The sequence below is a fragment of the Shewanella sp. SP1S1-7 genome, assembly GCF_031932105.1.
Lineage (GTDB): Bacteria > Pseudomonadota > Gammaproteobacteria > Enterobacterales > Shewanellaceae > Shewanella > Shewanella baltica.
Window position 1 is genome coordinate 130290 of record NZ_JAUOEU010000006.1, and the last position, 20385, is coordinate 150674.

The following is a 20385-nucleotide window of genomic DNA, read 5'->3' on the forward strand; positions in this document are numbered from 1 at the left end:
CCCACTATACGTCTCCTCTAATCACTCCTGTCATGACGAAGGAGTGATAAATGATAGTAAAAGTCAGCCCTAAGGGCAGCATGGATCAGCTTTCGCAACTTGAAGTTGATCGCCTCAAAAAAAGTGCCAAAAGCGCACTATATCAACTGTACCGCAACTGCTCTTTAGCAGTACTTGCTGCGGGTTTAAAAACCGACAACTCTAAAGCCCTATTCGAGCAATACCATGATTTTGATATCCACGTCCTACAACGTGAACGCGGAGTTAAATTAGAACTGGTCAATCCTCCTGAACAAGCCTTTGTCGATGGCCAGATTATCACCGGCATTCAAGAACATCTGTTCTCAGTCTTACGCGACATCCTCTATATCAGCGACAGATACGACTCACTCAAACACATTAATCTGACCAACGCCCACCATATCACCAATGTGGTGTTTGATATTTTGCGTAACGCGCGGGCGATTGCCCCCATGAAAGACCCTAACGTCATCGTCTGTTGGGGCGGACACAGCATCAATGCCATCGAATACCAGTATACCCGCGAGGTAGGTTATCAACTTGGCCTAAGGGAATTGGACATTTGCACTGGCTGTGGTCCTGGCGCGATGGAAGGCCCGATGAAAGGCGCGGCTATAGGTCATGCCAAACAAAGGATCAAAAATGCCCGCTATATTGGTTTGACTGAGCCAAGTATTATTGCCGCCGAACCACCAAATCAAATCGTCAATGAACTGGTGATTTTACCCGATATTGAAAAACGCCTCGAAGCCTTCGTGCGCTTAGGCCACGGCATTATTATTTTCCCAGGAGGTGCTGGCACGGCGGAAGAATTACTCTATATCTTAGGTATCTTACTCAACGAAGAAAATCAAGAAACCCCTTTCCCGCTGATCCTCACTGGCCCCACGGAAAGCGCCGATTACTTCATCAAAATTGATGAGTTTATTGCCTCAACCTTGGGCCCTGAAGCTCAGAAAAAGTATCAAATCATCATAGATAATCCCACTGAAGTGGCGCGTATCATGAAGAAAAGCATGGAGCAGGTGAAAGCCTATCGCCGCTCAACGGGTGATGCTTACCAATATCAATGGGCACTGAAGATTGAATCTGAATTCCAGTTACCTTTTGTCCCGAGCCACGAGGTGATGGCAAACTTGGACTTGCACTTCCAAACCAACAAAGCCGAGCTTGCCGCCAACCTGCGCAAAGCGTTTTCGGGTATAGTGGCAGGCAACGTCAAGTCGGAAACAATCAAGCACATAGAGCGCGATGGTCCCTTCCAATTGAAAGGCGATCCTAAACTCATGGATATGATGGATAAGCTCTTGAGTGCATTTGTGCAACAACAGAGAATGAAGCTTCCCGGAAGCGCTTATATTCCTTGCTACCAAATAGTGAAATAGAGAGCGAAACAACGACACCCCATGAACAAGTTTTTAATCATCGATGGTCTCAACTTGGTTCGCCGCATCTATGCGGCGATCCCCGATGAAACAGATATGCAAAGCCTCACAGAGCGCGTCAGTTCGGCGTGCACTAAACTGCTGCGGGTGCATCGCCCTACCCATGTGGCTATCGTGTGGGACGGTGATGAAATCTCATGGCGTAAACAGCTTTATCCCGATTACAAAAAAGGTCGTAAACCTATGCCAGAACCACTGGCGCAGGGTTTAGTTGCGCTGCAAGACCATTTAACCGCAATGCACATTGGCTCTATTTATGCCGCCGCGGAGGCCGATGATGTGATTGCGACACTGGCGATAAAAACCGCTAAAGCGCAAGGTGAAGCCATAATTGTGTCAACCGACAAAGGTTTTAGTCAGCTTAATCATCGCCAAATTAGTCAATGGGATCACTTTAATCAGCAGTATCTTGATATTGCGGCGTTGGAACAAAAGCTTGGTGTTGAGCGCAGCCAATTTCTCGACTTGATGGCATTAGCGGGCGACAGCGGTAATAAAATTCCTGGTATTGCGGGCATAGGCCCTAAGTCGGCCGCCGAGTTATTGAAAACCTTTAGAAGCTTACCGACCTTGTTCTCCTCCTTATCTAACCTAGGCGCTAAGCAAGCGAAGAAGCTCGCTGAAGGCAAAGAGATGGCAAGGCTGAGCTATAAGCTGGCGCAGTTACAAACAGACCTGCCACTCAATATCAACTTGAAAGACTTTCGCGTGATTGACTCCCCACCTGAAAAAACCATCAATCAAGACTAAACTTCTGTTAATACAAAGTTGCAATTAACGCATTTACCTTAGCGCAACAAAAGCGTATTTTATGGACGTGCTTAAGTGACTCATTTAATGAGGTAAAGGAATAACTATAAATGAAATCAAAAGTTTCAGTAATTATTGGTAGTATTTTTGCCGCCTACGTCGCCTTTGTCGCTGTGGTTGTACTGGTTTATGAACCAACGCCAGAAGACATGAATTGGGAGGACAGACAGGCTTATAACAGCCAGAAGATAAACGATTTAACCTTAGGGCAAAATATCGGTTCAGTAAAAGAATTGCTCGGTAAGGCCGACTTTTCAGAGGCAAAAGCCATCAAGGAAGCCAAGTTACAGGTGCTCTTTTATCGCACTCACCATGAGAAATCAGACGGTGTGACGACCAAAGAGGAATGTACCCCGCTTATTTTTGAAAATGATAAGTTAATTGCTTGGGGTCAAGATACCTATAAGCAATACCTCGATGCGGGCACAGACACTGTGCTCACTTCCGCCCACGAGACATTGAGCAGTAAATAAATACGACTGACAACTAAATAAAAACGCCACCTAATCGGTGGCGTTTTTATTTTCATAATTAACCAACTGAACGTCTTAGTGACAGCATACCTAGGTCACTCAGTGCGATAGCAATAAGCTAAACCAGTCACTTATTCATCATCAGCCTTGTACTCGACATAGGCTTCGCCTTTGCTGAGCCATTCTGGCGCGGGTTTACCCTTCAGATAATGGTCGAAATACTGCATCATGCGAATGCTGTAATCGAGCTTATTCGGGTACTTTTTCAAGTGATGCGGCTCATCCTCATATTGTAAGAACACCACATCTTTACCCGCACGGCGCATGGCCAAGTACATTTCAACACCTTGTTCCCAAGGCACCGCATCGTCCTTATCACCAAACATGATCATCAAAGGCGTTTGAATACGGTCAGCGTAAAATACTGGTGAGTTTTCAATGTACTTTTGTGGCGCGGCAAATAAACTCGCGCCAATACGGCTCTGTCCGGTTTCATATTGGAACTGACGCGCAATGCCCGTGCCGTGGCGAATACCGCTGTAGGCGCTGGTCATGTTCGATACTGGCGCACCCGCGACCGCCGCCTTAAACATCTTAGTTTGAGTGATGGCAAACGCCGTTTGATAACCACTCCAAGAATGACCTTGCAGACCAATAGCATAGGGATCGGCAATGCCCATCTCAATCAGCTTTTGCACGCCTGAGGTGAGCGCTTGCACCGAACTCGCGCCGGGGTAACCAATTTCAAAACGAATATCAGGCAGGAACACCGCATAGCCATTATTGATATACCAAGCAAAATTAGGCCTGTGGTTAATGTTCATCTGCGGGAAGGCGTGCAGTCTATCCGTCATAAAACGATAGTAATAAACCAACACAGGAACGCGCTGACCCGCTTGATAATTGGTCGGCTTGATCAGCACGCCATCTAACGGCTTACCATCGCCATTCGTCCAGTGAACTAACTCAGATTGGCTCCAGTTAAAGGCTTGACGTTGCTTATCTAAATCCGTTTGCTTAAGCGCATTTTGCGGTGCGCTATAGTTAGCTGTATACAAGTCAGGGAATAAATCGAAACGCTCCTTAGAAAACACAATAGTATCAGCGTCTTTGCTGCGGCCTAACACAGTCAATTTATACTCGCCTTGCATCAGCGTCTTCACGCCCGCTGCGCCGAGCGTCGCTTGGTAGAAGCCATCACCCTTAGTTTTATCGCTATAACCGTGGAGTAACACAGTGGCGTTATAGGCAAGTTCGGTCGGCTCATCGGGATTATCGACTAAGCCCTCAAGACGATATTGGATTTTCTGGGTGCGCCCTTTACCTGCGGTTAAGGCAAAACCCGCCTTAGATTCAGTATTAAACTGCCAGACATCGTATTTATCGTAAACCAAGAACCCAGCGTCATCTTTCAGCCAAGGGCCAAAACCGTATCCCGGCGCGCTCGATGGATAGTCATGGTCTTCATCGGCAAAGCTAACCTTTAATGATCTTGTCAGATTAGTGCGATGAGCCTCAGCAATATCATAAAGATACACATTACCTTGCTGATAATAAGCCACATACTTGCCGTTACCCGACAAACTTGGCTCGGCATCGCTCGGCTGCTGAGTCAAAAAAGGTACCTTACTGCCAGTGTTAATGTCGACCAGATAATAGTCTTGATAGAAGCCAGCCCACGTCGCCATCTTACGATAGGGCAAATCTGAACTCGCCAACATAAAGCGCTTATGTTGTGAAATGGTCACATCTGGCACGGTTTTATCGCCAAGCTGCACCACGTTATTTGAGCCTAAATGTAATACAGCAAGGTAAGTGCGCTTTTGCTCATCCTCATATTGCTTGATTTCGTGAGGTTTAATCCGTGGGTCGTCACCATGCCACACCTTAAGCCCGCGCTGTCCGGTAACAATATCTGTATTGAACAGGTCTTTTTCTTCGGTGATTTTCTGCAAACTAAGCTGCTGGCTCACCTCTGGCACGCGACCGAAGAACAGCCGTTCGCTGTCCAATGAGAAGCGTAAACTTGTGTAGCGATTAAGTTTCCACTCGGGTGACTCAGGAGTTTTACTGATTTTACCCGATTGCAAATCGACCAACGATAACTGATAGCTGCGACCATAGGGCAACTCGCTATCTTTGCCCTGCGTAAACGCCAGCCAACGACCATTTTTAGCCAGCGCTAACGCACCAACCTGTTGGCTAGGCGAATCAAAAACGACAGTTTTTTGGTGGGTATGTAAATCCACTAATTGCAATTGATGCTGTTTATTGACGATATCGTTCACCGCTAACGCAAGTCGGCGGCTCGCCTTATCAAACACATAACCAGTCACTTGCTCAACATCGATGCGCTGGGCTTGACCGTCTAAACTAAGCAAAGTAAAACGGCGGCCTTGGTCAAACTTATCAACCTTTGGCTTATCAGCTTTAGCAGGAGTTTGTGTGCCTGCTTCAGCGAGTTTTTCGCTGGCTTTAGGCTCAGCATCTTTTTTGGACTCTTCATCGGCCTCAAACCACATTGCCAAATGCTTACCGTCATCACTGAACACGAATTCCTTCACGCGCTCAAAGCGGGTTTGAGTGCCCGTTTGGGTATCGAGTAATACCATGTCAGATTTGAGTTTTTTCTTCGCCTTGGCATCACTCGTTTCACGCGTGAGCAAACTCGGTTTGACCACCACAGCAACAAAGCGGCCATCGTGACTCACTAAAGGATCTGACCCACCCGCGATTTGATAACTTTGCTGCGATAGCACATTTTTCACAATGACGTGACTATCCCCGCGATCGGGCGCAGACTCGACCGCGATGACTTGGCCCTTATCTGCGATAATCGGCTTTTCAAGGGATTCAAAGTGCATGATGTCTGTGAGGGTGAGCGGTTTAGTGCTGGTATCAGCCTGCACTGCTGGCAATATTCCAAGGGATAACAGCACCAGAGATGTGATAGGGATTAACTTCAATGTCTTCCTCTTTTATATATTTGTTAGACTAAAGTAGACTTTTTTAACCATTGGCTCTCCATCATGGTGATAACCCAGTATTTTTACAAGTTATACCACATAAAAAATCGTGATATTGCTCACTATTTCCTGTGAAGTTTGACCAAAGATGGTTAAAATAATAGACAGAAAAAATACCAAATTCATAGTCCTGCTATCCAGTTAACGCTGGGGCAGACAATTGCAGTAACGACGAACCGTGGAAGGACTTCTCCATGTCAAAAAGAACGATAACCGTAATTCCAGGTGATGGAATTGGCCCAAGTATTATTGATTCAGCCTTAAAAATTCTCGATAAAGCGGGCTGTGATTTTGAATATGAATTTGCCGATGCTGGCCTGACTGCACTCGAAAAGCAAGGCGAATTACTGCCACAACGCACCTTAGAATTAATCGAAAAAAATCGTATCACGCTAAAAGGTCCACTGACGACGCCAGTAGGTGAAGGCTTTACCTCTATCAACGTGACTTTACGTAAAAAATTCGGCCTGTACGCTAACGTACGCCCAGTGATTTCGTTCAAAGGCACTCAAGCTCGTTACGAAAATATCGATATCATCACTGTGCGCGAAAACACTGAAGGCATGTATTCTGGCTATGGCCAAAAAGTGTCTGAAGATGGTTTAACGGCAGAAGCGACCAGTATCGTGACTCGCCAAGGTGCCGAGCAAATCGCCACTTTTGCCTACGAACTAGCTCGCAAAGAAAACCGTAAGAAAGTCACTATCGTGCACAAAGCCAACATCATGAAGTCAACATCAGGCCTGTTCCTGAAAGTGGCCCGTGAAGTGAGCCTACGTTACCCAGACATCAAGACTGAAGAAATGATCGTCGATGCAACGTGCATGAAGTTAGTGATGAACCCAGAAAACTTCGATGTGATCGTAACGACCAACCTGTTCGGTGACATTTTATCGGATCTATGTGCCGGTTTAGTCGGTGGTTTAGGTATGGCACCAGGCGCAAACATTGGCCGTGATGCTGCGATTTTCGAAGCCGTTCACGGTAGTGCACCGGATATCGCTGGTAAAAACCTCGCGAACCCAACCTCAGTAATTTTAGCCTCTATCCAGATGCTGGAATATTTAGGTATGGCTGACAAAGCTGAGCAAATCCGTAAAGCGGTATCTGCAGTGATCGAAGAAGGCGACCGTACCACTCGCGATTTAGGCGGCACTCACGGCACGACTGACTTCACTCAAGCGGTTCTTGAGCGTCTATGATCTCAATGCTGAGCGCGTTTAAGACGAGTCTATAACGCGCTTGTTCAAGCTTCAGCTTCATAAGAAGTAAGCGTTTGAAACTCAAATGAGTAAATACGAAAAAGCCCCGAAGTTTCCTTTGGGGCTTTTTGTTATCTGGCTTTTAAACCCGCCTGACGATTACCGTATTAGCGTACCTAAGTAACGTACGCGAGTAACGACGGCAATATCACTGCAGAGTTATCGCAGGAATTAATTCCACGCGGTATTAGGACGCAGCCATAAATGCACAGTCACTTCATCACGGTCGTGATAAAGATGCTTACACTGCACTTTAAAATCAGTCACGCCGTTCTCTTTAAGAATGGTCTGCATGGTCTCAAGAATGGCAGTGACTTCTTTATAGCGGCTCTTCATCGGCAATTTAAGGTTGAAAATCGCTTCCTTAAACCAACCGTTAATTGCCCAGGCTTCAATCAGTTCGGCAACGCGCGCTGGTTTCTCAACCATGTCGCACACTAGCCAATAGATGTTTTTGCGCTGTGGCTCGAAACGGAAACCGTCTTCACGGTAATGTTTCACTTGGCCCGTTTCCATGAGTTTCTCATCCATGGGACCATTATCAACAGCCGAGACAAACATGCCACGACGCACCAGTTGATAAGTCCAGCCACCTGGGCAAGCGCCCAAATCCACTGAATTCATGCCACTGCGAATACGCTCTTCTTGCTCTTCCTTCGGCACGAACTGGCCAAAGGCCTCATCGAGTTTTAGGCTAGAACGACTCGGAGCATCCGCCGCCATTTTCAGACGTGGAATACCCATAAAGTGTGGCGAGCTGTTATTGCTGTAGGAATAACCCACATAGGCACGGCCGGGTCCGATAAAACACACGTGGATAATCGGACGTTTTGGATTTTCCTGCGCGAGCAAACTGCCAGATTTTTTCAAATGCTGGCGTAAAGGCACAGTGAACTTACGGCAAAAAGCCGATAGCTCTTTCGCTTCGTTAGTATCTGGCGTTTCAACCCGCACTTCACCCGCTTTGCTGACTTCACTGAGTGCCGCCACGATTGGGCTAATTCTGTCGTTTTCAGGCAAGTCGACTAACAAGTCGCTGGCAGCAAACATCTGGCGAGCGAAAATGAGCGAATCTAAAGGCAGTTGTTTCACTAACGTATCTGCGGCGTCATCTTCAAAACATTGGTACACGACATAGGCGTCGTTATTGTTGGCCTTAACAAAGCCGCCCACATTGAGCTCACCGGCTCGCTGTTGGATTTCTGCAGCGCATTCTTTTTCAAAGCCTGCGCGGCAAAATAAAAATAGGTTTTTCATGGGGATCCCTGAGAAATCCAAGCCAAAGCATTGGCTGACTATCGATTTGGGCGTCAGTATACCAATTTCAATCCACAAATGCCCTATTTGCCTACAGCGGAACCTTGAATTGCGATTGGAGAAATAAAAAAGGCTTAGGTGCGCCCTAAGCCTGTTAACTCACACTTAACGTTCGAGATTAAGACTCGTGACCGTCGATCACTTTATGGCGCCATACCGCGGCAGCAAATAATAACCAGCCGAGTAAGAAACACCCACCGCCCATCGGCGTAACAGGGCCCAGCCACTTAGTGCCGAACAATGCCAGTCCGTATAACGAGCCAGAAAACAACACTATGCCTGCAATAAACAAATACGCCGACCAATCCAATAAACGTGAGGTTAACCATTGGCCCGAAAAGGCAACCATGATTAAGGCGAAGGTATGGTAGAAATGGTATTGCACCCCAAGATTAAACACGTCAATCAAATCCGGTGGCGCAACTGCTTTTAAACCATGGGCACCAAAAGCCCCTAAGGCGACGGCTAAAAATCCGCTCACGGCGGCGAGTAACAATAGACCTTTACGCATTTAACTCTCCTGCTGGAATGGGCTTAACTCATTCAACATTCATTCGCTCAACATTAAGCTAACCAATAAAATCGCTAGATAAATCAATGGCACGTGCAAGGTTAGCCGCTTCAGTGGTGCCTGACGACTTTCTTGGGACAAAACTATGATCGCCATCGGTTATCCAAGCCAATCCTATCTCAGCTTTCAAGGGCCAATTTGGGATCTGCTCTTTGCCACCAAACTTATCCCGCTCGCCCTGTACGACTAATACTGGGACTTGGCATTCATTCAAAGGTTCCAATCTAGGCTCGCCGCCTTTAAGCGGCACAAAGGGATAACCTAAACAAATGACTCTATCGATGCGCGAAGCTAACGCAGGATCGCAAGCTAATAGCGCAGCCATACGCCCGCCCATGGATTTGCCCATCAGTACGACACGCTCGACCTTAGGTTGTGAATGGGCGATATCGAGCATCTGAGTAAAACACGCGAGCAATTTAGGCGCGCGGTCCGGTGGACGCCGTTTACCATCGACGGCATTGGCCTGCATATAGGGAAAATTAAAACGCATCACTTGGCAGCCCTTAGCCACAAGCCCCGCCGACATGGCCTGCATAAACTCAGAGTCCATGTTAGCGCCCGCGCCGTGGGCCAATAAAACCACAGTGCTCGCAGGCTCACCCTCTAATACAAAACTTGGCTTATCCGGGCAACAACTCACTGCGCGACTCCTCAGCAAACATGTCTAACATCCATTCGCGAAACGCGACGACCTTACCAAGTTCAGCGTGATTCTGCTGACAAACCAAGTAGTAAGCATCTTTACTGACCAAGACTTCTTGGAATGGGCACACGAGACGACCGGCTTTTATATCGGGACGCGCCAGTACGCTGTAACCTAAAGCCACGCCTTGACCATGGGCCGCCGCCTGCAATACCAAGGACGAATGACTGAAGATGGGGCCTTGGTTCACATTAATATCGTTAATCCCACATTGTCTAAACCACGCCTGCCAATCGTGACGATTCATATCATGTAATAGCGTGTGATATTTTAAATCGCTCGGTTTTGACAGCGGCTTAGGGCCATTGAGTAACATGGGCGAACACACAGGAATGAGCACTTCGTTTCTGAGCTTATCGGCACGTAAGCCAGGCCAATTGCCTAGACCATAATAAATCGCCACATCCACATCATCGGTTAATGAGCTGGCTTCGGTATCGACAGCTTTAATACGCACGTCGATATCGGGATTTTTCTCACTGAACTTTGCCAAACGCGGCACTAACCATTGAATTGCAAAACTGGGCGACATACTGACCGTCAGCGAGCCAATCGCGCTGCGGGCGAGTAATCGGTCGGTAGCATCGGCGAGTTGAATAAAGATGTCTTTGATGTCGAGGAAGTAGCTCTGCCCTTCTTCGGTTAAAAGCAAAGAACGGTTCTTTCGGCGAAATAATTTTAATCCGAGGAAATCTTCTAATGCCTTTATTTGATGGCTCACCGCAGCCTGCGTAACAAACAATTCTTCTGCTGCGCGCGTAAAGCTCAAATGCCGCGCGGCTGCCTCAAATGCTTTAACCGCATTAAGCGGTGGTAATCGTCTGGACATAGTGATCTCAGTCTCGTTTTTTAATTAGTTTTTCTAATCCGTATTGTTACATTTAATCGTTTGTAAAGGCCAGTGATTTTGGTTAAATTTTGCGCCATTGAAACAGCGGTATCCACGAAACACTTATATCTATGAAACACCCTAGTTGGACAATCTCAAAGTTGGTGATGGGAATGTCTGACAGCGTTAATTTGTCAGCCCGGAGGCGACTATGTTTAATTTAAAATCAGCGTTTGCGTTAGCGATAATTTCAGCACTCAGCTTAAATGCCAGTGCTAATGTACTCGTTGACGAAATCGTCATCGATACTAGCGACTTACAAGCCAGTATCACTGCAGACTTAACCGCTGCAATGAATAAAATGCACCAAGAAGTGCTGCAAGAAGCCACGCTATTGATTGCCGCAGATGATGTCGCATCAAATCAGCAAGTCGTTAAGCCTAACAGCTTATAAGACAACACCAATTCAGGTTTTCACCATGAAGACTAAAAGAAAAAGCCGCATTAATATGCGGCTTTTTTGTATTCAAGATCTATGGGCACTTCCCACTGACAAGACATGTCAGTGGGCAAGTTTACATGGATTTATGGGCGATACACTTTGACGTTAGTGTAGCCTTGCTCGATTAAATACAATGCCTGCAATTTACTCATCACCCCACGCTCACAATACAGCAAATAGGTTTTTTGCTTATCGAGATCGGCAAATTGAGTCGCTAACTTGAAGAATGGGATACGTTTAATCTCAATACCTTCAATTTGCAACGGTTTGCTTTCCTCTTCTTCAGGGGCGCGAATATCAATGACCACTTGGTTGGTATCAATACTGGCGACCGTTTCAGTCTCAGTAATCCGAGTATCCATTTGTTCTGCGATCTCCCTGATATCAATAGTGACAGACTGGGCGATGATTTGATCGATCAAATCTTCAGAGAACTTTTTCTCTTCCGCTTCTACTTTAGTTAATACCGCTTTAACCGTTGGCTTTTGCGAAATCACGCCGCAATATTCAGGCATCGACTTGGCAAAATCTTCGGTGCCGATTTTACGGCTCTCGTTGATAATGTCTTGTTTATCCATGGCAATCAGCGGACGTAAAATCAGCAGCTCAGTACAGCGGTCAATCACGTTTAAGTTGGTCAGCGTTTGGCTAGAGACTTGGCCTAAACTTTCACCGGTCACCAAGGCTTGAATGCCCATACGGTCGGCAATACGCGCCGCAGTGCGCATCATCATACGCTTGAGCACTACGCCCATTTGACCGTTATCGATACGCTCTAAAATCTCAGCAACAACAGGCTCAAAAGGCACAGAGATAAACTTCACCTTGTGGGATTCGCCGTAGGTTTTCCACAAATGATAAGCCACTTGCTTCACGCCAATTTCATGCTGCGCACCGCCCAGATTGAAGAAGCAGTAATGGGTACGCGCGCCCTTTTTGATAAATTGATAGCTAGACACACCGGAGTCAAAACCACCTGAAATCAAAGACAACACATCTTCCTGTGTCGCCATCGGGAAACCACCTAAGCCTTCAATACGCTTAGTGACCATGTAAAGATTATCGCGTTCAATTTCAAGGTTAACGGTAATATCGGGATTCTTTAAACGCACACCTAAAGCATCGGTAAACTGATTTAAGCCGCCGCCGACGTAACGCTCCACTTCGATAGAATTAAAATCGTGATCGCCAGTGCGCTTCACTCGCACGCAGAAGGTTTTACCCGCGAGTTGGTCACGGTAAACAGGCAAGACTTGCTGATAAATATCGTCCACAGATTCAAAGCTGTACTCATCCACTTGCACTACGTGGGCAATGCCAGGAATACACGCCAGACGCTCACCGAAGGCTTGGGCCAATTCAGGCTTATCCTTTGGTACCATAACCATAATGCGGTCCCACTGACGTTGAACTTTAGCGTCTTCGTCGACTTTTTTGAGCACATTACGTATGTTGGTTTCAAGCATTTTGGTGAAGCGCATCCTTACGGGTTTGCTCTTCATCATGATTTCTGGGTACAGCTTTACAATAAACTTCATGGGATTTCCGCGGGCAATTTTAAAACAGCAAAATTGGTTAAAAGAATAATCGGGGGATTATATACCCAAGCGACCTAAAAATGCGAGTTTCAGCGCGCATCGCAAACAGCCACACAAGCCACATTCATGGCGGATTAATGGCGGATTAGTGATTAAGTCACGACGGGATTTTTAAGCGAATTCGGTTGGAATAATGTCACTAAAGCCTATTCGCTTAGTTTGAATTGCCCTGCTTCAAATGAGTGGCTTGAAATGAATGATTTGAGACAAGTCGTTGAGGTAAGCTTGAAGGAAGCTTAGGGATAACACACTCTCTGCGATTGGCGCAAAGCCCAAATGGATTTAAACCAACCACAGCGCTTTGGTGCATAACGCGTTAGTAAAAAAGGGAAAAGTCCACCTTAGCCCAATAAAAAAGCCGCAACAGGATTGCGGCTTTAGATGCAGTGAGTACCAAGCTACCTAAGGCGAATTACCAACCTGAATTTCATCAGATTCCTTCGCTTTACCTTGCTCAATGGCAATTTCCACCCTGCGGTTACGGGCACGATTCTCCGGTGAATCGTTTGGCACTATCGGGTTATTAGACGCCATGCCCACCACTTTCATCCGTTTAGAATCAAAGCCTTTGACTTGCACTAACTCGTGGGCCACAGCCACAGCGCGTTTACTGGATAAATCCCAGTTAGAGCTATAAAGCTCATCGCTGATTTGCATGTCATCCGTGTAACCCGATACGGTAATAATCCCCGGCACATCTTTTAGCAGTTCGCCAACAGATCGCACCACAGGCTTAAATCGTGGTTGAAGGAAGCCTGAACCAGAGGCAAATGCACCCTTCTCACGGATACGGATAATAATCTGCTGACCTAAGGACTCAATTTCAATCGCACCATCGGTGATCTCTTTATTGAGCTCCTGCGCCATCTTCTTCACTTCTTGATTGATCTTATCCTGTGCCGCTGCCGCTTCGGCTTTAACCGCATCGGCCACTTCCTGCGCTGTTGCAGTGGCTTCACCACCACGCTGAGAACCACTTTGCTGCTGAACGCCGCCAGCACTGTCGTCTTCACCCGCTTGATAATCCAATACAGGTTCCGTCATTTCATTGGTTTGCTGGTTAATAATTTCAATCGGCGTGGGATCGGGACGGCCGGGTCTAAATTCTAAGGCAATAACAGACGTCCCTTTCGGGATATCTTTGACTTCCACCTTATTTTGCACACCAAAGGCATACTTCATTGAGCCCGCGATCTGCTTAAACTTCATTACGTCCATTTCGGAAAATGACAATAACAACACGAAGAAACACATCAACAGCGACATCAAGTCAGCAAAGGTCGCCAACCACATCGGTGCTCCGGCCGGTGGACAGTTGCACTTAGCCTTAGCCATGGGCTACTCTCCGTCCGTTGTATCTATTTTGCGATTTTTCTCAGCCAGATAATTTTTCAAGAAGCCTTCAATCACCCGTGGGTTTTGTCCGTCTTGAATCGCCAACACCGCATCCATAATCAAATTACGGTTCAGCATTTCTTCGCCCATCCTAAGCGTTAACTTATCCGCGATAGGAAGACAAACCATGTTGGCGACCATAGCGCCGTATAAGGTGGTTAACAAGGCCACCGCCATCGAGGGGCCGATGGATTTAGGATCTGACATGTTTGACAGCATGGCCACAAGACCCACCAGCGTACCAATCATGCCCATTGCCGGACCTACGTCACCAAACGCTCTAAAAATGCCGATCCCTGTACGATGGCGCTCTTCGGTCAGGCCGATATCCTTCTCTAAGGCAGCGCGCACCACTTCACCATCGTGACCATCAACAAGCATGTCGACGGCTTTTTGCATAAAGCTGTTAGTAATCTGCGCTTCTTCTAAGGCTAAAAAACCGCCTTTACGGGCGGCATCAGCCATAGTCACGGACTGTTCAATCAAATCTTCTGGCTTATCAATCTTAAAAATAAACGCTTTGGCGGCGATTTTTACCGCACTAAAAAACTGTTTAAGATTGAACTTCATCATCACTACGAAGAAGGACCCACCGAAAACAATAAGAATCGAGGGTACATCAACGAAAATCATTAAACCGCCGCTGGTGGCCATTGCCCCGAGGATAAAACCAAAGGCACCCACAATTCCAATTACTGTTGCTAAATCCACAACGGCTCCTCAATTTTCGTAATAAACGACATAATACTTACCCTAGGTAAGCAATAACACTCAGTTGTTCCACTGAGTAAGATAATCCCACCGACACACATGCGAGTCTTGTCTATCCAGTTAAAAATTACCATACAAATGATGATACTATTGTCAGTTATCGGACACACACTAAGCAAGTTTAGCGACAATTTATATTTTCTGAAAAAATTTCAGTAACAAAGCGTGCTATTGAGCAAATATCTTTAGTCTGAATTTGACCCTAAAGCCGCCCTGATATACCTTGTGTCCGCTAAATCAAAGGAAGCATAAACGTGGCGAAGAAACCCGAAAATCTCAGTTTTGAAGAATCCCTTGGCGAACTTGAGCGCATTGTTGCCGATCTAGAACAAGGCGATATCTCTCTCGATGACGCGTTAAAACAATTTGAACGTGGCATCAATCTGGTTCGAAATAGCCAAGCAAAACTCGAACAAGCCCAACAAAAAGTGGCCATTTTACTGAAACAAGATGAAAATGCGCCCCTATCCCCCTATGCCGTTGAGGGCGAATAAGCGTGTTAGTCAGTGCCATTCAAAAATATCAACAACGGGTTGATAATCAATTAAAACAGCGTTTTAGTACGCTTGAAGATACTGCTCCCCAATTAAAAGCCGCCATGACTTACGGCGCCTTATTGGGTGGCAAACGCATTCGACCTTTCCTTGTATACAGTGTCGGACGCATGTTTGGGGTCGAGCTCGAAAAATTAGATGCTTGCGCCGCAGCCATTGAATGTATCCATGCTTATTCATTGATCCACGACGATTTACCCGCCATGGATGATGATGAACTGCGCCGTGGTCAGCCCACAGTGCATATCGCTTTTGATGAAGCGACCGCCATTTTAGCGGGGGATGCACTGCAGACCTTAGCCTTTGAAATTGTCACCGAAGCGGTAGCTGGGATCAGCAGCGAGCAACATATCGCTATGGTCAGAGTATTAGCAAAAGCCTCAGGTTATCGTGGCATGTGTGGCGGCCAAGCGATAGACTTAGCCTCAACAGATAAACATATTGATCTTAAAGCATTAACTCAGTTACATAATATGAAAACGGGCGCCCTTATCAGCTGCGCTGTTGAGTTAGCGTTAATCGCCGCGAACGCGCCAAAAGATCAGTATGCTGCTATGATGGATTTTGCCCGTGCGGTCGGACTCGCCTTCCAAGTACAAGACGATATCCTCGACATCGTAGCCACCACCGAAGAACTCGGTAAGCCGCAAGGCTCTGATACTGAATCGAATAAGAGTACGTTTCCACAACTACTTGGACTACAAGGTGCACAAGACACCGCCAAACAACTGATCCAAGAGGCACTATCAGCGCTGGCTAAATTGCCATACAATAGCCAGTTAATTGCAGACTTCGCCCGCTATATCATTGAGCGAAGAATATAATAAGAGTCGAAGTATCTCGCTATGAGTTTGGACATTTCTCAGTTTCCCGTGTTGGCGCAGGCCAACACCCCTAATGAACTCCGCCAGCTTCCTCAGGCACTTTTACCACAAGTAGCCGACGAACTGCGCGAGTTCCTTCTTAAGTCTGTTGGCATATCCAGCGGACATTTTGCCTCTGGGCTCGGCACAGTGGAACTCACTGTTGCGCTGCACTATGTCTACAACACCCCTTTTGATCGGCTGATTTGGGATGTGGGCCATCAGGCTTATCCCCATAAAATTCTCACGGGTCGTCGTAACAAGATGCACACCATTAGACAAAAAGATGGTTTGCATCCTTTCCCATGGCGTGAAGAAAGTGAATACGACACTTTCAGCGTTGGGCATTCAGGTACGTCTATCAGCGCCGCACTGGCGATGGCGATTGCCGCAGAAAAAGAGCAAGCGGGTCGTAAAGTCGTTGCCGTGATCGGCGATGGCGCTATGACAGGCGGCATGGTGTTTGAAGCCATGAACCACGCTGGCGACTTGCACAATGACATGCTCGTGGTGTTGAACGACAACGAAATGTCGATCTCTGAAAATGTCGGCGCCCTCAATAACCATTTAGCACAACTGATGTCAGGCCGTTTCTACACTACGCTGCGCGAAGGTGGCAAGAAAGTGTTGAAAGGCATGCCCGTCATCAAAGAAATGGCCAAACGCACTGAGGAACACCTCAAAGGCATGGTCGTTCCTGGCACCCTATTTGAAGAGTTAGGTTTCAACTATATCGGTCCTATCGACGGCCACGATGTTGATGCTCTGGTCGAGACCATGCGTAATATGCGCAATCTTAAAGGTCCACAGGTGCTGCACATCATGACGAAGAAAGGTCGTGGTTATGAACCTGCTGAAAAAGATCCTATCGGTTGGCATGCGGTGCCTAAGTTTGACCCGTCGCTGTTTAAAAAGCCTGCCACCAAACCCGGTTTGCCGACCTTTTCTCAAGTCTTTGGTAAATGGCTATGCGACATCGCCGAGCAAGATGAGAAAGTGTTAGCGATTACGCCTGCGATGCGCGAAGGCTCGGGCATGGTGGAGTTTTCCCAGCGTTTCCCGAAACAATATTTCGATGCGGCGATTGCCGAACAGCATGCTGTCACCCTATCAGCAGGTTTTGCCTGTGAAGGCTTTAAGCCTGTGGTGGCGATTTACTCGACCTTCCTGCAACGCGCCTACGATCAGCTTATTCATGATGTGGCACTGCAACAATTACCAGTATTGTTCGCTATCGATCGCGGCGGTATCGTTGGTGCCGATGGTCCAACTCACCAAGGTGCATTCGATTTAAGCTTTATGCGTTGCATTCCCAACATGGTGATCATGGCGCCGTCGGACGAAAATGAATGTCGTCAAATGCTCTACACCGGCTATTGCTATGATGCAGGCCCAAGTGCAGTGCGTTATCCAAGGGGCTGTGCCACGGGAGCGACGCAAGTCGAAGCGATGACGGCATTACCGATTGGTAAAGGCGTGATCAAACGTGTGGGTAAGCGCATTGCCATACTCAACTTTGGCACCTTGTTAGCCTCATCACTAACCGCAGCCGAAAGCTTAGATGCAACGGTTGTCGATATGCGCTTTGTGAAACCACTTGATGTTGATTTGGTCAAAGAGATGGCGCAAACCCACGAAGTGCTAGTCACAGTGGAAGAAAACGCCATTATGGGCGGCGCTGGTGCTGGCGTGCTTGAGCAGCTTCAAAAGCTGCGAATGCCTAAAGCCGTGCTTCAAATTGGTTTGCCAGATGAATTCATCAAACATGGCTCGCCAGAGGAAGTCACCCATGATTTACAACTGGATGCCGAAGGTATACTGGCACAAATCAATGCTTATCTAGCACAATAAATAGCTCAATAATTGGCGGAATAGTTAGAACTTGCTTATCTAGATAAGGTGCTCAATCCTACCAATACAAATTCTGCACATATTCCGCCCATAAAAAAAGGACTGCAATTGCAGTCCTTTTTTGTTGCTGTCTGTTATAACAGCGGCTGATCCAATAAAGCTTAAGCTTCGATATCTATTGTTGCGCTTTCTTGGTTAGGGCCACCCTGTGACACCATTACCATAGCAGGGCGCAGCAAGCGACTGTTCAGCTCATAACCCTTTTGCATCACCAACATCACAGTGTTCGCAGGGAACTCAGCGCTTGGCTGCATGCCAATCGCTTGATGTTGATCGGGGTTAAATGACTGACCTTGTGGATCAATTTGCTTAACACCAAATTTAGCCACCGCAGTGAGTAAGCTTTTTTGAGTTAACTCAACACCTTGATAAATCGATTTAGTCGCTTCATCTTCTGGGTTAGTCCCCATCAATGCGCGCTCCATGTTATCAAGTACTGGCAACAGTTCATTGGCGAACTTTTCCAAGGCAAACTTGTTCGCCTTTTCCACATCCATTGCTGCACGACGACGAATATTATCGACTTCGGCTGCGGCGCGGATGACTGAATCCTTCTGCTCTTCAACTTTCGCCAAAGCTTCAGCGAGTAACTGTTCCAGCTCTTCAATACGGAAATTGGCCTGGGTAAGCTCATCGATCAGACTTGCTTCTGCGGTAGATACTTCAGACTCTACACCCTCTTGGATCAGATCCTGTTCTGCTTTAATCGATTCGTTGCTCATTTTCACTCCAGCTAAAAATGCTTTGTTTCTGAAATACTCTGGGCATATTATGGGGATCAATTTTGACGTTTCAAGGCCTAAGGCCAGATCTAGCATAAATATGACCACAAAGTTTCATACTATCGGCCTTATCGGCAAACCTCATCACCAAGGGACCAACCAAACCTTAAAACGTCTGCATCATTGGCTGACAATGCAAGGCTTTGAAGTCTTAGTGGAAGAGCGTGTTGCTGCCGAGTTAGGGCCCAATATCGAGGCGGTCGATTTACTAGAAATTGGCGCGCGCTGCGACTTAGCGATAGTCGTCGGTGGTGACGGTAACATGCTTGGCGCTGCTAGGGTATTAGCCCGCTTCGATTTAGGCGTGATTGGCGTTAACCGCGGCAATTTGGGCTTCTTAACCGACCTGCCGCCCGATGCCTTTGAAGAAGCGCTCGCCAAAGTCCTCGACGGTGAGTTTGATACCGAGCACAGATTCTTACTCGAAGCCGAAGTCTATCGCCACGGTATGCTCAAGGCGAGCAATACCGCGGTCAACGAAGCCGTACTCCATCCGGGTAAAATTGCCCACATGATTGAGTTTGAGGTCTATATTGACGATCAGTTCATGTACAGCCAGCGTGCCGACGGCATGATAGTGTCAACGCCAACCGGTTCGACGGCTTACGCCCTCTCCGCTGGCGGCGCTATCCTGACGCCTAATTTGCAAGCTTTGATCTTAGTGCCTATGTTTCCGCACACTTTGTCGTGCCGCCCGATTGTCGTCGATGCCTGCAGCACCATTAAAATGGTGGTGTCACCGGACAATGGCGAGAACCTCGAAGTCAGCTGTGATGGCCACGTGCATTTAGCCGTGTTACCGGGCGATGAAATCATAGTGCGTCGCAGCTCAGAACGATTACGCTTAATTCATCCTAAAGGGCACAATTATTTCCACGTACTACGGACCAAATTAGGCTGGGGCAGCAAGTTGTTTTAAGCCAGCGCATATTTGTCCTATTACCATAATTTACCTAAGTTCCCATAAAAGAGACGTCTCCCGTCTCTTTTTTATTCCTTCTATATCCCCAGAAAAAACGGCGGCTAAATACGAGAAGATCTCATTGAGATAATAGTGAGTGAACTACCCATTAGATTAAATAAACGAGCTGACATTCTCATCCATCGCATTTGCGAATTAATATCACTCACCAGTCTGATAAAAGTTCGCACAGCATTCTTTCGCTTTATTACGTAAACTTTTCGCCTCAATTTTGCCCTGTACTCTCAATAATTCAACTTAAACTATTAGAAGCGGTGACTTTTAATTTTAATATTTTCATTTCCAGCCCAATATCATCGACATTTAAGGCGCGCTGTTCGCTCAAATAAACTGAAAGTAACTTAAATAACGGTTATTTAATTTCATATTAAAGTAAAATTAATTAAGTGACATGCATCACAAGAAAATTCCACCATTTAAAAAAGTGATCTGGATCACTATAAAAAACCATCTACCAACTGCAACATTAACCAAATATAACAATAACTTGAAATATATCAGCGTAACTTCGCCAATTCAGCAGCATCACCCTATGCGACCTTAATCACACCTTAAAAATGTCTGAAA

18 protein-coding genes are annotated in these 20385 nt (G+C 46.7%); 9 read left to right on the forward strand and 9 right to left on the reverse strand.

The features are described 5' to 3' along the window. Positions 1-50: 50 nt before the first annotated feature. The 3 genes from ppnN to Q4Q49_RS07265 all read left to right on the forward strand — a co-directional run bounded on the left by ppnN (position 51) and on the right by Q4Q49_RS07265 (position 2749). Entirely contained in the window at positions 51-1406 is a 1356-nt protein-coding gene (ppnN, locus tag Q4Q49_RS07255) for a nucleotide 5'-monophosphate nucleosidase PpnN (RefSeq protein ID WP_012196804.1), read from the forward strand. A gap of 21 nt (positions 1407-1427) precedes the next feature. Then, positions 1428-2216, forward strand: a complete 789-nt coding sequence (gene xni, locus Q4Q49_RS07260; RefSeq protein ID WP_071939126.1) for a flap endonuclease Xni — start codon at positions 1428-1430, stop codon at positions 2214-2216. A gap of 110 nt (positions 2217-2326) precedes the next feature. Beyond that, positions 2327-2749: a DUF3192 domain-containing protein gene (locus Q4Q49_RS07265; protein WP_311998997.1), complete on the forward strand. Its 423-nt coding sequence runs from the start codon at positions 2327-2329 to the stop codon at positions 2747-2749. A 131-nt stretch (positions 2750-2880) separates the two neighbouring features. On the opposite strand, the gene Q4Q49_RS07270 is transcribed toward Q4Q49_RS07265, so the two are convergent. Then, on the reverse strand, positions 2881-5715 hold the full coding sequence (locus Q4Q49_RS07270) for a prolyl oligopeptidase family serine peptidase (RefSeq protein ID WP_311998998.1): 2835 nt from the start codon (positions 5713-5715) through the stop codon (positions 2881-2883). 254 nt (positions 5716-5969) lie between these two features. On the opposite strand from Q4Q49_RS07270, the gene Q4Q49_RS07275 reads away from it, so the two are divergent. Beyond that, complete coding sequence (locus Q4Q49_RS07275; RefSeq protein ID WP_311998999.1) at positions 5970-6977, forward strand: isocitrate dehydrogenase; 1008 nt, start codon at positions 5970-5972, stop codon at positions 6975-6977. A gap of 231 nt (positions 6978-7208) precedes the next feature. Here Q4Q49_RS07275 and rlmM read toward each other — a convergent pair whose 3' ends face one another. The 4 genes from rlmM to Q4Q49_RS07295 form a co-directional block, all read right to left on the reverse strand. Continuing rightward, the gene (gene rlmM / locus Q4Q49_RS07280) at positions 7209-8294 is read right to left on the reverse strand and encodes a 23S rRNA (cytidine(2498)-2'-O)-methyltransferase RlmM (protein ID WP_006085158.1); all 1086 of its coding nucleotides are present in this window, start codon (positions 8292-8294) and stop codon (positions 7209-7211) included. Between the two features lie 178 nt (positions 8295-8472). Next, positions 8473-8865: a DUF423 domain-containing protein gene (locus Q4Q49_RS07285; RefSeq protein WP_006080891.1), complete on the reverse strand. Its 393-nt coding sequence runs from the start codon at positions 8863-8865 to the stop codon at positions 8473-8475. Between the two features lie 58 nt (positions 8866-8923). Beyond that, complete coding sequence (locus Q4Q49_RS07290) at positions 8924-9568, reverse strand: alpha/beta family hydrolase (RefSeq protein WP_311999000.1); 645 nt, start codon at positions 9566-9568, stop codon at positions 8924-8926. Further along, positions 9549-10460 (reverse strand): transcriptional regulator GcvA, encoded by a 912-nt coding sequence (locus Q4Q49_RS07295; RefSeq protein ID WP_006080889.1) that lies wholly within the window; start codon positions 10458-10460, stop codon positions 9549-9551. Before Q4Q49_RS07295 ends, Q4Q49_RS07290 begins: the two co-directional genes overlap by 20 nt. Before the next feature lie 211 nt (positions 10461-10671). Here Q4Q49_RS07295 and Q4Q49_RS07300 point away from each other — a divergent pair, with 211 nt between their 5' ends. Continuing rightward, complete coding sequence (locus tag Q4Q49_RS07300) at positions 10672-10914, forward strand: hypothetical protein (RefSeq protein WP_006080888.1); 243 nt, start codon at positions 10672-10674, stop codon at positions 10912-10914. A 131-nt stretch (positions 10915-11045) separates the two neighbouring features. Here Q4Q49_RS07300 and thiI read toward each other — a convergent pair whose 3' ends face one another. From thiI to pomA, 3 genes are all read right to left on the reverse strand, one after another. Further along, positions 11046-12500 (reverse strand): tRNA uracil 4-sulfurtransferase ThiI, encoded by a 1455-nt coding sequence (gene thiI / locus Q4Q49_RS07305; protein WP_311999001.1) that lies wholly within the window; start codon positions 12498-12500, stop codon positions 11046-11048. Between the two features lie 462 nt (positions 12501-12962). Beyond that, a complete protein-coding gene (locus tag Q4Q49_RS07310) occupies positions 12963-13895 on the reverse strand; it encodes a flagellar motor protein MotB (RefSeq protein ID WP_006080886.1) in 933 nt (310 codons plus the stop codon). Positions 13896-13898: 3 nt separating this feature from the next. Beyond that, complete coding sequence (gene pomA / locus Q4Q49_RS07315; RefSeq protein WP_311999002.1) at positions 13899-14666, reverse strand: flagellar motor protein PomA; 768 nt, start codon at positions 14664-14666, stop codon at positions 13899-13901. Positions 14667-14980: 314 nt separating this feature from the next. Here pomA and xseB point away from each other — a divergent pair, with 314 nt between their 5' ends. The 3 genes from xseB to dxs are packed head-to-tail and all read left to right on the forward strand — an operon-like array spanning position 14981 to position 17994. Continuing rightward, entirely contained in the window at positions 14981-15220 is a 240-nt protein-coding gene (xseB, locus tag Q4Q49_RS07320) for an exodeoxyribonuclease VII small subunit (protein WP_006080884.1), read from the forward strand. Between the two features lie 2 nt (positions 15221-15222). Continuing rightward, positions 15223-16104: a (2E,6E)-farnesyl diphosphate synthase gene (gene ispA, locus Q4Q49_RS07325; RefSeq protein WP_311999003.1), complete on the forward strand. Its 882-nt coding sequence runs from the start codon at positions 15223-15225 to the stop codon at positions 16102-16104. A gap of 21 nt (positions 16105-16125) precedes the next feature. After that, the gene (gene dxs, locus Q4Q49_RS07330; RefSeq protein WP_311999004.1) at positions 16126-17994 is read left to right on the forward strand and encodes a 1-deoxy-D-xylulose-5-phosphate synthase; all 1869 of its coding nucleotides are present in this window, start codon (positions 16126-16128) and stop codon (positions 17992-17994) included. 161 nt (positions 17995-18155) lie between these two features. On the opposite strand, the gene grpE is transcribed toward dxs, so the two are convergent. Beyond that, positions 18156-18776 carry a nucleotide exchange factor GrpE gene (grpE, locus tag Q4Q49_RS07335; RefSeq protein WP_006080881.1) on the reverse strand — a complete coding sequence of 207 codons (621 nt, stop codon included), beginning with the start codon at positions 18774-18776 and terminating at the stop codon, positions 18156-18158. A 100-nt stretch (positions 18777-18876) separates the two neighbouring features. Between grpE and nadK the strand changes: the two genes are divergently transcribed. Then, positions 18877-19755, forward strand: coding sequence for an NAD(+) kinase (gene nadK / locus Q4Q49_RS07340; protein ID WP_012588194.1), 879 nt, complete (start codon positions 18877-18879; stop codon positions 19753-19755). The last annotated feature ends 630 nt before the right edge of the window (positions 19756-20385 follow it).